Here is a 15,001-nt window from a genome sequence, read left to right as displayed (position 1 = left end):
TTATAACAATCTTTATTTACGCAATTACAGTCGCCATTCAGCCAACTCTAAACACTGGATTTTTTTTAGGAAAATCCTTCTGCAACCCAAGACTGTTCCGCATACAGGAAAACCACATTTTCAGCTGAAGGCCATTTCACCGTATACTACTCAGTCACGAACGGCTGTCAGGACGACTATTAATGACAAGACAGTTAAAAAATATCACAACTTCAGCCGGTGGCTTTTGCCTTATCAGGATGCCCTAACAGCATGAAACGGTCGGTTAAACTTCTTAAATTCCTGTTCTGGTCACTATTAACAGTAGCCAGTGGTATTCTACTTGTCAGTGCCAGTGCCTATTTATACCTCAGCCCGTCACTGCCTTCCGTGGAATCGTTGCGTGACGCCAAATTACAGACACCTCTGCGAGTTTACTCTCAAGATAATCTGCTCATTGCCGAGTTCGGCGAAAAGCGTCGGTCCCCCATTCAGTTTGAAGACGCCCCCACACACCTGATCAAAGCCTTTATGGCTGCCGAAGATGACCGTTTTTATTACCACCCCGGCGTTGACATCATGGGCCTTATGAGGGCCGCTGTACAACTGGTCAGTTCAGGAAGCATTCAATCCGGCGGCAGTACCATAACAATGCAGGTGGCCAAGAACTTCTTCCTCAGCCATGAGCGGGTATTTTCACGAAAATTCAATGAAATCCTGCTCGCCTTGCAAATAGAACAGCAACTGTCCAAGGATGAAATTTTTGAACTCTATCTCAATAAAATTTATTTGGGCAATCGCGCCTATGGCGTCGATGCCGCCGCCCAGGTTTACTACGGCAAAGCCATTAATGAGTTGAACCTGGCGCAGATTGCCATGATTGCCGGTCTGCCAAAAGCTCCTTCCCGATATAACCCGATCAATGACCCCGAACGGGCCCTGATCCGGCGCGACTGGATCCTGGGAAGGATGAAAGATCTGGGCTACGTGACTTATGAAGAATATATCGACGCAATCAGCCAGCCGATCACTGCCCTTTATCACGGCGCAAAAATCGAACTTGAAGCGCCTTATATAGCCGAGATGGTTCGCCAGCAAATGGTTGAACAATTTGGTCCTGAAGCCTACACCGAAGGTTTTAAAGTCTTCACCACCGTCAACAGCGAACTCCAGAAGGCAGCAAACCTTTCGGTAGGCAATGGGTTAATGGCTTACAACGAACGCCATGGCTACCAGGGGCCGGTCACCAACCTATTTGATAATACTCCGGAAGAAGGCTGGCAAGAGCGAATCAACAAAACCCCGTCTACTGGCATTCTGTTACCCGCCATGGTCACCCGGGTCGGGGAAGAAGACGTTGAAATTGGCCTGAGAAACGGCAATGTCGGTAAAATCACCTGGGAAAACCTGAGCTGGGCAAAACCTTTTCTGACCGTAAACAGTTTTGGTCGTACGCCTGAAACACCATCAGATGTTCTGAAAACCGGAGACCTGATCTGGGTGAGGGTGACAGAAGACGGCAACTACCGTCTGGCCCAGCAACCACAGGCTCAGGCAGCCCTGGTGTCAATACAACCGGAAAATGGTGCAATTCTGGCTCTGGTGGGAGGCTACAACTTCTATGACAGCATGTATAACCGGGCCACTCAGGCCATTCGTCAGGCTGGCTCATCGTTCAAGCCCTTTGTTTATGCTGCGGCCATTGCCAACGGCATGACGGCGGCAACCATCATCAATGATGCACCGATTGTCTTTGATGATGCGAACCTCGAGGACAGCTGGCGCCCAAATAATGACAATATGAAGTTCAATGGCCCCATGCGTCTGCGTGAAGGTCTTTATCGCTCAAGAAACCTTGTCTCTATCCGTATTCTGCGTCAGGTGGGTATCAGCAAAACAGTGAACTATCTGAAACAGCTTGGCTTCAGGGAAGAATCTTTAAGCCGGGACCTGTCGCTCTCCCTGGGCAATGTATCCATGACACCGCTGGAACTGGCCTCTGGCTATGCAGTTCTGGCCAATGGCGGTTTCCGCATCGAGCCCTGGCTCATCCAGCGAATTGAAACCACCGATGAACTCATTTTTGAGGCCAGAGCAGCAATAGCCTGCAATGAAAGCTGTATTGCCAGCCTGAATCAAGACACCATGGAGATTGAAGGTGAAGAAGAAAGCCTCCTTTTCAGTAATCCAGTCAGTAATCCAGTCAGTAATCCGCCGCTTGATGAAATGCTGGTTCAGGAAAATGCTTCACTGACTGCCCCCAACGATCAGCCGGTAATTGCCAAATCCGTTATGTCACCCCAGGTTAACTACCTCATGAACGACATCCTGAATGATGTGGTCTGGAAAGGCACAGCAAAACGGGCACAGGCACTGAAACGACACGATATCGGCGGCAAGACCGGCACCACCAATGACAGCAAAGATGCATGGTTTGTTGGATTTAACCCGGATGTCCTGACTGCCGTCTGGATGGGTATGGACGACTTTTCAACACTCGGGCGCTGGGAATACGGAGCCAATGCCGCGCTGCCAATCTGGGTTGACTATATGCATACAGCGCTGGATGGCAAACCGGAACATAAGCCGACACAACCGGAGGGCATGATCACCCTGAAAATTTCACCAGAAACCGGAAAGCTTGCCCTGCCCGGAGACCCCAACGCTATTTTCGAGGTCTTCCGCCAGGAAAACGCCCCTCAGCAATACAGTGATGAAAGCCTGCCATCTCTTGGCGAGATGGACCAGGAGTTTTCACCGGAAGATCTTTTTTGATGTTGATCAAATATCCGAGACAGCGTTCAAAGGGTAATGGGCAGGATATTCTGCCCTGGCAACGCCAGAGCCAACGGCAGCCCGGGCCACAGCGGCAGAAACCTTACCAAGCAGCCGGGAATCCATAGGCTTTGGAATAATATAGTCCGGGCCAAAACTCAGCTTGACGTCACCGTACGCCTTCATAACCACTTCCGGGACCGGCTCTTTTGCCAGCTCCCGGATGGCATTAACCGCCGCAATTTTCATTGCTTCATTAATGCGTGAAGCGCGTACATCCAGCGCTCCCCGGAAGATAAACGGGAAACCCAGGACATTATTCACCTGGTTCGGATAATCTGAACGCCCGGTTGCCATAATGACATCAGGACGGACCTCCTTAGCCAACTCTGGACGAATCTCAGGATCCGGGTTGGCACAGGCAAAAACGATCGGGTTTGCAGCCATTTTTGCCAGCTGTTCCGGAGACAGCAGGTTAGCACCGGAAACACCAAGGAACGCATCCGCACCATCAATGGCGTCATCCAATGTGCGACAAGGCGTTTCAACAGCAAACGTTGCCTTGTACTGGTTCAGATCATTGCGCTCTGAATGGATGACCCCCTTGCTGTCCAGCATCAGCATATTTTCTGGCCTGAAGCCGCAGCTGATCAGCAGTTTCACACAGGCAATGGCAGCAGAACCGGCGCCCAGGCAGACCAGCTTTGCTTCTTCTATATTCTTTCCGGCGATCTCAAGAGCATTGAGCATGGCCGCTGCCGTCACTATTGCGGTGCCGTGCTGATCATCATGGAAAACCGGGATATCACAATCTTCAATCAGGCGACGTTCAATTTCAAAGCACTCAGGTGCTTTTATATCTTCCAGATTAATACCGCCAAAGGTACAGGCGATTCGCTTCACAGTATCAATGAACGCCTGGGGGCTCTCGGATTCCACTTCAATATCGATAGCATCAACACCGGCAAAACGCTTGAACAGCAGAGCCTTGCCTTCCATCACCGGCTTACTGGCCAGTGCGCCCAGGTTGCCCAGACCGAGAATCGCTGAACCATTACTGATTACGGCCACCAGGTTACCTTTGCCGGTATATCGATAGGCATCCTCCGGATTTTCGGCAATCGCCCGCACCGGCTCCGCGACACCCGGGCTATAAGCCAGTGAAAGATCCAGCGCGGTCTCTGCCGGCTTGGTAATTTCAATCGAAATCTTTCCAGGTTTTGGAAGAGCGTGATAATCAAGTGCAGCTTGCTTCATTTCCATGAGTTTTTACTGATATGGGGAGGAGGTTATATGAAAGTCCAGAATATATGATGGAAATAGGGGGAACAAGGACAATTCGAAAAATAACAGGCCATAAAAAAGGCGACTGAAAAACAGTCGCCTTTTACACCTTTCGGTCGGTAAGCTGCCAGCTCGATTACTTGCGAGCGCCCAGCTTGCCAAAACGCTTGTTGAAGCGTTCGATACGGCCGCCGGTATCCATCACCTTCTGAGTGCCGGTGTAGAATGGGTGGCACTTGGAGCAGACTTCGATGCTCAGAGGCTTGCACAGCGTAGAGCGAGTGTGGATTTTGTTACCGCAGCTGCAGGTAACTTCGATTTCTTCGTAGTTAGGATGGATATCCTGCTTCATTTGAGCTTCCTCGAACTGGTGTATGCCGCCACCTGAATCTCAATTGAGCCTCTTTAGTTATCAGGCTCCGGAGACAGGCACCGCACACGGTATCCACCTCAGCATAACTGGCTGAGAGGGTAAAGAGGCGTGGATATTACCAGAGATTATTGCCGAGGGAAACCGTCTTATGTTCGTCCAATATACGTAGTTTGGACCTTATTCTCAGGTCATGGGCAGAACTTGCAACGAGAAAAATACAGCCGGGCATCTCTGGCAAAGAGATCAAACCCCTGCCCGGTTTCTGTTCATGCCAGTGGTCAGTTCCTGTATCATATCCGCCATAGAAATACCACGATGGAACCTGAATGAGCAGCAAATCGACGGACAACGCAGAACATGATCAATCAACGACTGAACGGTCCGTCCCCGCCAGGCCCATTGAAGAAAAATATATCAGGGTCGCCATCCCTTCACCTCTGCGGCAATTGTTCGACTACTTACCACCAGAGACTTATCCTGGCACTACCATTCATCCCGGCAGCAGAGTTATCGTGCCTTTTGGCCCACGGCGGATGGTGGGTATTGTTCTCTCCATCGAATCCTGCACTGACATTCCCGTCAATAAACTGAAACATGTCATCGCTGTTCTGGATAAAGAGGCTCTTATACCAGGGGATATTATCCAGCTATGCCAGTGGGCAGCCCGTTATTACCATCACAGCGTAGGAGAAACACTGCACCAGGCTTTACCAAAAAACCTGCGCCTTGGAAAACCCGCATCCACAGGCAGCATTTCCTTCTGGTCCCCCCTGGTTGAACTGGGCAGTGAGTTACGGGACCAACTGAAACGATCAAAGAAACAGCTGGCCGCCCTGACACTGATTTCTGAAAACCCTGAAGGCATCAGCGCCACTGAGCTCCATGAATACGGTTTCAGCAAGAGCCTGTTAAAAGAGCTGGCCAAAAAAGGGTTAATTCATTCCCGGGATGTTGAGCCCTCTCCCCGCCTGTTTACGGAAACCACCAACCCACTGAAGTCTGCTCATCTGCAACTGAACGAAGAACAGGCGTTTGCCTGTGAAGCCATCACCGATAGCCTCGGATCCTACCGCACTTATCTTCTGGAAGGCGTCACCGGCAGCGGCAAAACGGAAGTGTATTTACAGGCTATTTCTGCAGCATTGGCCAACGGTAAGCAGACATTGGTATTGATTCCGGAAATCGGGCTCACACCCCAGACGGTCAGGCGCTTTCGTGACCGCTTCAATGTCCCGGTTGCCTGCCTGCATTCCGGACTCAGTGATGGTGAACGATTACAAGGCTGGCTCGAAGCCGCCAGAGGTACGGCCGGGATACTGATTTCCACCCGTTCAGGCATTTTCACCCCAATGCCACACCTTGGGCTCATTATTGTTGATGAAGAGCATGACGGCTCTTACAAGCAGCAGGAAAGCCTTCGATATAACGCCAGGGATCTTGCGATTTTCCGTGGCAGCCAATGCCACTGCCCGGTAGTCCTTGGATCGGCAACCCCCTCCCTGGAAACGCTGCACAATACGCACCAGGGAAAATACACTCAGCTTCATCTTAAGCAGAGAGCGGGAAATGCACGCCCTCCGGTCATGGAGTTGCTGGATATGCGACATCAGGTTCTGAAGGATGGCTTATCCACAGAACTGCTGCAAAGAATGGCTGTTCATCTTGGACGGGGCAACCAGGTAATGGTTTTCCTGAATCGTCGTGGTTATGCGCCATCCATGATCTGTCAGGACTGCGGCACCATTATCGACTGTCCGCATTGTGATGCGCACATGACCATTCACCGTTACCCGCCCCATATGCACTGCCACCATTGCGATCTGCAACAGGCCATCCCATGGCAGTGCCCGTCATGCCGGAGCCGAAAGCTTCAGCCTGTTGGCCAGGGCACGGAGCGGACAGAGCAGACACTCAACCAACACTTTTCCGGCTACCCTGTACTGAGAATCGACAGGGACACCACTCGAAGAAAACAGGCGCTGAGTGACATGCTGGAAGAAGTGCAATCCGGCAGACCCTGCATACTGCTGGGTACACAGATGCTGGCTAAGGGTCACCATTTCCCGAATGTCACCCTGGTGGCCATCATCAATGCCGATGCAGGGCTGTTCAGTTCTGACTTCAGAGGACCAGAAAGAACCGGTCAATTGATTATGCAGGTGGCGGGACGAGCGGGACGGGGAGATAAACCCGGACAGGTGATTATTCAAACCTATAATCCGACACACCCTGCGCTGCAGCTTCTGTCCATGAACGACTACAGTCGCTTTGCCAGCAGCCTGTTTATTGAAAGAAAAAACCTGAACCTGCCTCCAGAGGGATATTTAACCCTGATTCGATCAGAGTCGGTTAACCAGGGGGAAAGTGAGGCTCTGCTCTCAGCGTTGAGATGCCATGCTGAACAAGCTGGCCAGCAACAGACCAACAACAATGTTCGGTTACTTGGCCCGATTCCGGCACCCATGGAAAAGCGTCAGGGCCGCTACCGCTGGCACTTGCTTATCCATGGAAAAAGCAGAAATCATTTACACGCTGTCGTCAGTCACGTTGTCAGCTACCTGGAAAGCCATCGGCTTCCCAGGCAACTGAAGTGGACCGTGGATATTGATCCCCAGGAGATGAGCTGAAGCCTCCTAGAGCATCCGAGATATGGCCTGAACCTGTCCCCGCTGAAAGTTCTGCATGGCACTTTTCCGGGCAAAATCGAGATATCGCTGGATATCACTATCCGGCAGGGTTCTGTAGGTGTAGAGAAAGATATTCCGCATTCGGTCCGGCATATCCTTACGGATATGAGGCTTCTCCCTGGCTTTCAACACCTGGGCAGGCCTCATTGGTTGCTCAGCACCCGCTGGCATGACCTCCCGAAGCATTCTCTGGGCTCCCACTGAAGCACTGGCAGCCAGCTCGGTACTCATCTCAACAGCATCAAGCGCTTCCATCAACTCTTCTATTAAGATTATCCGGCTATTTCGAGGCAACCCCGCCGACAGTTTTTCCCGGATATAGGTCTCCATTTTTACCTGATTGGCAGGGTCACTGGCTTCAGCTTCCAGGCGAAGAATTTTCTTACCAAGGGGCGATCCGAACCAGTCAATCAATCGGTCCAATTCACCAACCGACAAGGCTTCATCCAGGGTCACTTTCATGGACGCCCGGAAAAATTCGGGGCTATAGCGTATTTTGACCACCTGATTGACCGTATTCACAACGGGCTCGGGAATCGGATATTTCTGTTGCTGAAGAGTCATACTGTCGTGTATCCAGTCAAGCTGACGTTCCAGCCCTGTCTGGTCATAAAGTTTATCCAACAGCTGATGCTTGGCAGGGGATGCCAGGGCACTGGCAATAAAAAGCAGGGGAGCGAACAAACCTACAACTACTAATCTCTTTCCGTCCATAGTCAGAGCCGTGTTGATACCGTTTATTGTGAAACAGTCAGTTAATAGATCTACCAACCCACTGTATGAAGTGAGCGACAGTGACTGAATTATCAGCGAAGCGCTCACTTTTACCATACTCTGTTGAGTATCAGTCGTAAAGTTTACTGACGATAGCCGTTACCGCCGTTTCGACCCGTAAAATACGTGGTCCAAGGTGAATCCTGTGGAACCCTGCCTGTTCCAGTTTATCCACTTCATAGTCAATAAAGCCCCCTTCCGGGCCAATAGCCAGCACCGCAGGCTTTGAAATCTGATGGGGGCAGCTCTCGCCCCCCATAGGATGCGCTACCAAACCCAGCTTCCCTGCCACCAGGTCAGGCAGACGATCTTCCACAAAAGGTTTGAAACGCTTCTCAAGAATCACTTCTGGCATGACCGTATCCCGGGCCTGTTCGAGACCCAGTATCAACTGCTCGCGTACTTTCTCAGGACTTAACCAGGGGGACTGCCAGAAACTTTTCTCAACCCGATAACTGTTCATCAGGATAATCTTTTTAACACCCAGAGCTGTCAGGTGCTGGAGCGAACGTTTGAGCATTTTGGGGCGGGGTAAAGCCAGCAGAACCGTCAGCGGCAGTGCCGGAGGGGGAAGCGAATCCAGCTCAACCTCCAGATGCATTTTTTCCGAAGACAAGTGAGTGATTTTCCCCTTCCCCACCTTGCCATTAACCAGGCCAACACGCAGTTCATCGCCTGCACTGGCCTGATGAACGTCCAGCACATGCCTTAACTGCCGCTGATCCAGCACTGCATGCCATTCATCAATAAAGTGTTGTTTCTCAAGGAGAAGAAGATTCATCTAGACAGCCACACGCTGATAAGCCAGTCATCAGCAAGATCTGAAACTGGCAAATTCATATAAAAACAGGGCATAAAGACAGCTTAAAAAGCGGCACCTTTGCGATAATCATCCACAAGCCGGTCAATCTCATCAAGTACCCGATCAATAGCTGCCGGAGACAGCTTGATATTACCAGATACCATCTCATCCCTTAACTCATCCACAGACGAAAAATCACCCGACAGCATCCCTTTAAGCGGGAAAAAAACAGGATCAGACAACAACCAGAGCAAACCGTTCTGAATCACCTCAATGGGAACGTCGAATGGTGAATGATGGTAGCAGTGACCAGAATTAAATCCTTCCTGACCATTCGATGAGTGGGGATATGGCATACTTCCTCCCTGAAACAACCGTATCACAAGTTAGAGTAGCACCGGTATGGTGGCCCCGTCTTCGCGCCTCCATCTTCACGGGAATATCCCGAACTGGTTATGTTGAATCAATATGTTGAAACAAAGAGCTGAAACAGAGGGTCTATTCCTCTGCCTCATCAGTTTTCCGACTCTTCACAAACCGGGCAAAGAGAATCCCGCACTCAAACAACAGCCACATTGGAATTGCCAGCAGAGACTGGGAAATGACGTCAGGAGGCGTCATGATCATACCGATTACAAAGCAGCCAACCACCACGTATGGGCGCTTTTCCTTAAGGCTTTCGACCGTAGTGACTCCCGACCACACCAGCAGAACCGTTGCCACTGGAATTTCAAAAGCGATACCAAAGGCAAAGAACAGTTTCAGGATAAAATCCAGATAACTGTTGATATCCGTCATCACAGTGACTGACTCAGGGCCAACCGTTGTGAAAAACGAGAAAATCAACGGAAAGACCACGTAGTAGGCAAAGGCGATGCCCAGGTAAAACAACAGGATACTGGCAATCAGCAGGGGAATTGCAATGACCTTCTCATGCCGATACAGGCCAGGAGCAATAAAGCCCCATGCCTGATGGAGAATAAATGGAATCGCCACAAACAGCGACAGCACAATGGTCAGCTTGAAGGGCGCCAGAAAGGGGGAAGCCACCTCGGTGGCAATCATGGTACTGCCCTCCGGCAGGCTGGCGCGAAGTGGCTCCGAGATATAAACGTAAATATCGTTGGAAAAGTAAAACAGCCCGGCAAAAACCACCAGAACAGCAATCAGACTTTTCAGGATACGTCCACGAAGCTCAAGTAGGTGCTGCACGAGCGGTTGCTCTTTATCCTGTTCTGCTCCTTCCGATGCCTGAGAATGATCCGTTTTTTTTTGTGATGTTTGTTGTGACATAGTCAGTTACTGCCTTTTTCCTGAGACAGATGAGTAGAGCTGTCATTCACTGCCTTCTTACTAGCACTATCGTCTCCGCTCACTGAGCCACTGTCACCCCTGGGTGGCGTATTTACACCGGAACAGGTTTGATCTTCGGCAGGATCAATGCTCACAGACCTTTTCAGATCATTGATCTGGCTCTGAAACTGTTCACGGGTTTTATTCAACTCTTTCATGACAGCTTCATTGTGCAATTGCTGCTTGATTCCGTCGGCATCAATCTCCCGCTCAAGCTCCTCTTTAACGGACTGAAAACTGCGACGAATTTTTCCCACCCAGTAGGCGGTGGTTCGAATGGCCTGCGGCAGACGCTCCGGCCCCAACACCACCAGGGCAATCACGGCAACCAATAATAACTCTGTAAAACCTATATCAAGCACAGCGAACTATCACACCTCTTGATGACAGCAACCTGTAACTACCGTTCGGAACAGTAGCAGCATTCGCCAGCGGCAGCTGTAACTTCCCCCTGCAAGAGGGGACAATCTGAATTTAAAAAAATACTTTCAGCCAGGTAACATGCCCCGAAAGCCTTTTCATACCATCAAGACTGCTTGTGCCTGGACTTTTCCAGATCAGACTCAAGGTTACGCTGCTCGGTTGAGTCAGCCTTCAGTTCAGCTTTTCCTGAGTCTTTTTCATCGTCCTTCTCATCATCCTTCTCATCATCAGAGCCCAGTGCTTTTTTGAAGCCTTTTACCGCCCCCCCCAGATCACTGCCCATACTACGCAGTTTTTTCGTACCAAAAAGCATAACCACGATCAACAGAATGATCAGCAACTGCCAGATACTGATGCCACCAAAACCCATTTTCTGCTCCTTCAGCTCACCACGGAGACTGATCAAATAATATACAAAGAGCGGACATCTTACCCCATTGTGCCGCTTGTGGCGCTGCCATTTTGCAATAGCGGTCAGAAAAACGGGGAATAGAGTTATCCACGGGATGCCTTCTCTTCTATACCGGAAAGCCCAAAACGACGATCCAGCTCATTCAGCACGTCAGCAGGCTCAAGGCCAAGATGAGACAGCATGACCATGGTATGGAACCAGAGATCAGCCGTTTCATAAATGACTGCCTCCCGATTATGGTCCTTATGTTCATATCCCAAAGCCTTGGCGGCAATCAGCACTTCTGCTGACTCTTCACCCACTTTTTTCAGAATATGATCCAGCCCCTTATTATGAAGCTGTGCAACGTAAGAGGAATCCGGATCAGCCTGCCTGCGACTGCTTAACACTTCAGTTAATCGCCCGATTATATCGTTCATCTTTTAACCCATAAGATGATTTACAGCAAAGAAAACCGTCTTTACTGATCTCCATAAATCGTTTCCGGAGCCTGCAACACCGGATCCTCGGTATGCCACGATGCTGTTCCAGCGTTATCCCTGAGGCGACGGTAGAAACAAGACTTTCGTCCTGTATGACAGGCAATGCCACCCATTTGTTCCACTTTGAGCAGGATCGCATCGCCATCACAGTCAAGACGACACTCTTCCAGCCGCTGCCTATGACCAGAGCTTTCACCCTTACGCCACAACCGGCCCCGTGAACGGGACCAGTAAATGGCGACCTTTTCTTTCAGGGTCAGCTCCAGTGACTCCCGGTTCATCCAGGCCAGCATCAATACCTCTCCGGTTTTATGATCCTGGGCAATGGCCGTTACCAGGCCATCGTCATTCCATCGAACCTCATCCAGCCAGTGGTTTGTTGTCATCACACCATCCATAAATTCTTCTTGTTGCTTCTTATCGAACCACCAGCCAACCGCCCAGTGCGACAGCCAGTAATCCAGGCATTGCCTGATCCAGCAGCTCTTTTTCCACAAAAAGAGAGCCTGAAGTAGCCACTGCCGTTGCTCCAGCCAGCAGTAGAAGAACACCAAAACGTCTCTGCTTTTGCCGACGCTTTTCCGCCCTCACCTGCTGATGATGAAACGCCTGTTGCTGATCAACCAGTGTCCGCACCGTTGACACCACTTTCTGGGCCATCACCGGTGTACTCAACAGCCAGTCAGCACTTTGCTCTTTAAGATGGCATAGAATACCGGTTGGACTTACCTGGTCTTTCATCCACTTTTCCAGATACGGCTGGGCAGTGGTCCAGAGATCGAGTTCCGGGTACAGCTGCCGCCCTAATCCTTCCACATTCAACAATGTCTTCTCCAGCAGCACCAGCTGTGGCTGAACCTGCATATTAAAGCGACGGGCCACTTGAAAGAGCCTGACCAGTAGCTGGCCGAACGAGATATCCTTGAGGGGCTTTTCAAAGATCGGTTCACAGACAGTACGAATCGCAGCCTCAAGCTCCCCTACCGGCGTTTCTCTGGGCACCCATCCGGAATCCACATGCAACTGGGCAACCTTGCGGTAGTCTCGCCGGAAAAAAGCCAGCAGGTTACTGGCCAGATAGTGCTGATCTTCCGGCTCAAGGGTACCGATAATGCCACAATCGATCCCGATGTACCTGGGCTCTGCCGGATTGCTGGTATCAATAAATATATTGCCCGGGTGCATATCGGCATGGAAAAAGCGGTCACGAAACACTTGAGTGAAGAATATTTCAACCCCACGTTCTGCCAGCTTTTTCATATCCACATGCCGGGCTTTCAGCGTGGCAATATCGGCAACAGGAACCCCGTAAATCCGCTCGACGACCATCACTTTTGTGCGGCAGTAATCCCAGTGAACCTGGGGCACATACAACAGGGGAGACGCCAGAAAGTTCCGCCGCAGCTGCGAACAGTTAGCCGCTTCCCGCAACAGGTCAAGCTCATCCAGGATTGTGCGTTCGTAGTCCGCCACCACTTCCACCGGCCGCAAACGACGAGCGTCTTTTGATAGCGCAATCAGCAAACGGGCAAACAGGTACATCAAGCCAATGTCCTTGCGAATCACCCGGTCGATACCCGGACGAATCACTTTGACCACCACCTCCTCCCCGGTATGAAGCTGAGCGGTATGGACCTGGGCAATAGAAGCAGACGCTAATGGCTCACGATCAAACCGGGCAAACAGGGTATCGACTCTCTTTTCCGAAGAGCCGCCAAGGCTGGACTCAATAATGCCAATCGCCTCTTCTGCCGGAAACGGCGGAACATCATCCTGAAGCCGGGACAACTCATCACTGATATCATCCGGCAACAGGTCCCGACGGGTTGAGAGAATTTGCCCAAACTTGATAAAGATCGGTCCGAGTGCCTCCAGGGAGAGGCGCACACGCTCACCACGGGGAGCATTGTTACGGATAAAGTAGCGCCAGGGCAGCAGAATCAGAAAGCAGCGCAGCCAGAACGGTGCGCGCTCCGGATCAATCAGGTTATCCAGCCGGTTACGGGCGACGGCTGCCACAATTTTCAGCAAACGGATCAACGTCAGACCCCCGACTTATGATTTGGCATCAGATATATCTTTTGCAGGTTGCATGGTTTGCCATTGCCCCTCCAGCCGTTCCATCGACTCAGCAAGAAGCTCCACTTCTGCAGCAAAGCCTTCCACTTCAACCCTTGACGGAATCAGGCGAAGCTCTTCCTGAAGGTATTCCCCAAGGTTGTCCATAACCAGCTGCTGCCCTCGCTGAACCTGGTCACCGACAAAGCGGAGTCCCCGGGCCATCATATGCCCGGCGATATCACCAAAGGTCTGGCAAAGGGGTCTCTCCCAATCGATCTCCATCTGCTGGTGAATCTGCTGCAAATCAGCAATCAGCGCCTCATCACCAGAAACCGTCAATCCGGGAACATCAGCAAACGGCAGATTTCTGCGTGTCGCCAGCGTAACAAATGCAACGCTGGAACCTGTAAAGGTTGCATCCACCTCACATTCGCTCTCTTCTCCAAGGGTACTGGCAAGACGAATACGGTCATGCTCAAAGTGGACATAACACAACCACTGTGGCGAAGTGCACTGAAAAGCCACCACCTTACCAAACCAGTGCGACAGTTTTTTCAGGGTTGCCGGATCCAGGGCCAGCAGCGTATTGACCTGACGTTCAAGGGCTGCCAGCAGACCCATTTTGATGACAATCTTTTTATAAGGGCTGTCATAAGAGCTGTCACTAGAGCCTGCCATCAGGGCTTAACTCCTTTATGCAGCGCCACAATACCCCCGGTCATATTGTGGTAGGCAGTGTTCACAAACCCGGCCGCTTTCATCATGCCTTCCAGCGCTTCCTGATCCGGATGCATACGAATACTTTCCGCAAGATACCGATAGCTTTCGGAGTCACCCGCCACCAGCTTGCCCATCATTGGCAGCAAACTGAACGAATAGGCATCATAAGCCCTGGTCAGCAGTGGATTATTGGTTTTGGAGAACTCAAGAACCAGCAACCTGCCACCCGGCTTTAACACCCTGCACATGGATCTCAGTGCCGCGTCCTTATCCGTCACATTGCGCAAACCAAAAGATATGGTAATGCAGTCAAAGGTGTTATCAGGAAAAGGCAGGCATTCCGCATTGGCCTGGACAAACGCCATATTGCCAACAATGCCCTGATCAGTCAGTCGATCCCGACCGACGCGCAACATGGACTCATTGATATCCGCCAGCACGACTCGCCCGCGTTCCCCGACAATACGGGAAAACTGCCTGGCCAGATCGCCCGTTCCCCCGGCAATATCCAGTACCACATGACCAGGCCTGGCGGCAGAAAGCTCAATGGTAAAACGCTTCCAGAGTCGGTGAATGCCCATGGACATCAGGTCATTCATCACATCATAGCTGCTGGCTACCGAGTGAAAGACACCCGCTACCAGCCCTGCTTTCTCACTCTCTGGCACATCACGATAACCAAAATGCGTCGTACCATCATGCTTTTGCTTGCCACTGTCTGTCATGACCCTTCCCGGCATACATTTGATCAATCTTATGGCGGGCTATTGTAAAGGCAAAAAGCGAATGGCGTAAGCATGGGCAGCCATTAACGGAAAAAACGGCCAATACGCTCTAATTTTTACAGACGCCACGCGTTTCCCGTTGCCCGTTTCC

The 15,001-nt window shown here is 51.0% G+C and carries 16 protein-coding genes; 3 read left to right on the top strand and 13 right to left on the bottom strand.

The features are described 5' to 3' along the window. On the top strand, positions 1-256 hold a 256-nt coding region (locus KDK13_RS16565), incomplete at its 5' end, for a hypothetical protein (RefSeq protein WP_257286089.1). Next, positions 253-2,754: a penicillin-binding protein 1A gene (locus KDK13_RS16560; protein ID WP_257286088.1), complete on the top strand. Its 2,502-nt coding sequence runs from the start codon at positions 253-255 to the stop codon at positions 2,752-2,754. The genes KDK13_RS16565 and KDK13_RS16560, both read left to right, overlap by 4 nt. Before the next feature lie 6 nt (positions 2,755-2,760). Here the strand turns inward: KDK13_RS16560 and KDK13_RS16555 are convergent, their stop codons facing one another. Both KDK13_RS16555 and rpmE read right to left on the bottom strand, forming a co-directional pair. Further along, complete coding sequence (locus KDK13_RS16555; protein WP_257286087.1) at positions 2,761-4,017, bottom strand: malic enzyme-like NAD(P)-binding protein; 1,257 nt, start codon at positions 4,015-4,017, stop codon at positions 2,761-2,763. A gap of 157 nt (positions 4,018-4,174) precedes the next feature. Further along, positions 4,175-4,390 carry a 50S ribosomal protein L31 gene (gene rpmE, locus KDK13_RS16550; RefSeq protein ID WP_257286086.1) on the bottom strand — a complete coding sequence of 72 codons (216 nt, stop codon included), beginning with the start codon at positions 4,388-4,390 and terminating at the stop codon, positions 4,175-4,177. Positions 4,391-4,737: 347 nt separating this feature from the next. On the opposite strand from rpmE, the gene KDK13_RS16545 reads away from it, so the two are divergent. Further along, positions 4,738-7,038 (top strand): primosomal protein N', encoded by a 2,301-nt coding sequence (locus tag KDK13_RS16545; protein WP_257286085.1) that lies wholly within the window; start codon positions 4,738-4,740, stop codon positions 7,036-7,038. A 6-nt stretch (positions 7,039-7,044) separates the two neighbouring features. Here KDK13_RS16545 and KDK13_RS16540 read toward each other — a convergent pair whose 3' ends face one another. From KDK13_RS16540 to ubiE, 11 genes are all read right to left on the bottom strand, one after another. Then, a complete protein-coding gene (locus KDK13_RS16540) occupies positions 7,045-7,812 on the bottom strand; it encodes a DUF2059 domain-containing protein (protein ID WP_257286084.1) in 768 nt (255 codons plus the stop codon). 130 nt (positions 7,813-7,942) lie between these two features. Further along, a complete protein-coding gene (locus KDK13_RS16535) occupies positions 7,943-8,653 on the bottom strand; it encodes a 16S rRNA (uracil(1498)-N(3))-methyltransferase (RefSeq protein WP_257286083.1) in 711 nt (236 codons plus the stop codon). 83 nt (positions 8,654-8,736) lie between these two features. Next, positions 8,737-9,030: a hypothetical protein gene (locus tag KDK13_RS16530; RefSeq protein ID WP_257286082.1), complete on the bottom strand. Its 294-nt coding sequence runs from the start codon at positions 9,028-9,030 to the stop codon at positions 8,737-8,739. A gap of 142 nt (positions 9,031-9,172) precedes the next feature. Further along, positions 9,173-9,967, bottom strand: a complete 795-nt coding sequence (tatC, locus tag KDK13_RS16525) for a twin-arginine translocase subunit TatC (protein WP_257286081.1) — start codon at positions 9,965-9,967, stop codon at positions 9,173-9,175. A gap of 2 nt (positions 9,968-9,969) precedes the next feature. Continuing rightward, positions 9,970-10,389: a Sec-independent protein translocase protein TatB gene (gene tatB, locus KDK13_RS16520; protein WP_257286080.1), complete on the bottom strand. Its 420-nt coding sequence runs from the start codon at positions 10,387-10,389 to the stop codon at positions 9,970-9,972. A 164-nt stretch (positions 10,390-10,553) separates the two neighbouring features. Next, complete coding sequence (gene tatA, locus KDK13_RS16515; RefSeq protein ID WP_257286079.1) at positions 10,554-10,820, bottom strand: Sec-independent protein translocase subunit TatA; 267 nt, start codon at positions 10,818-10,820, stop codon at positions 10,554-10,556. A gap of 125 nt (positions 10,821-10,945) precedes the next feature. Beyond that, entirely contained in the window at positions 10,946-11,281 is a 336-nt protein-coding gene (locus KDK13_RS16510; protein WP_257286078.1) for a phosphoribosyl-ATP diphosphatase, read from the bottom strand. Positions 11,282-11,322: 41 nt separating this feature from the next. Then, positions 11,323-11,730, bottom strand: a complete 408-nt coding sequence (gene hisI / locus KDK13_RS16505) for a phosphoribosyl-AMP cyclohydrolase (protein ID WP_257286077.1) — start codon at positions 11,728-11,730, stop codon at positions 11,323-11,325. 31 nt (positions 11,731-11,761) lie between these two features. Continuing rightward, the gene (ubiB, locus tag KDK13_RS16500) at positions 11,762-13,390 is read right to left on the bottom strand and encodes a ubiquinone biosynthesis regulatory protein kinase UbiB (RefSeq protein ID WP_257286090.1); all 1,629 of its coding nucleotides are present in this window, start codon (positions 13,388-13,390) and stop codon (positions 11,762-11,764) included. 9 nt (positions 13,391-13,399) lie between these two features. Beyond that, on the bottom strand, positions 13,400-14,083 hold the full coding sequence (locus tag KDK13_RS16495) for an SCP2 domain-containing protein (RefSeq protein WP_257286076.1): 684 nt from the start codon (positions 14,081-14,083) through the stop codon (positions 13,400-13,402). After that, positions 14,083-14,850 (bottom strand): bifunctional demethylmenaquinone methyltransferase/2-methoxy-6-polyprenyl-1,4-benzoquinol methylase UbiE, encoded by a 768-nt coding sequence (ubiE, locus tag KDK13_RS16490; RefSeq protein ID WP_257286075.1) that lies wholly within the window; start codon positions 14,848-14,850, stop codon positions 14,083-14,085. The genes KDK13_RS16495 and ubiE overlap by 1 nt, the downstream gene beginning before the upstream one ends. Positions 14,851-15,001 lie beyond the last annotated feature (151 nt).

Origin of the sequence: Endozoicomonas sp. SESOKO1 (assembly GCF_024606265.1) — a bacterium.
Lineage (GTDB): Bacteria > Pseudomonadota > Gammaproteobacteria > Pseudomonadales > Endozoicomonadaceae > Endozoicomonas.
This window is presented reverse-complemented; position numbering and strand designations above follow the sequence as displayed.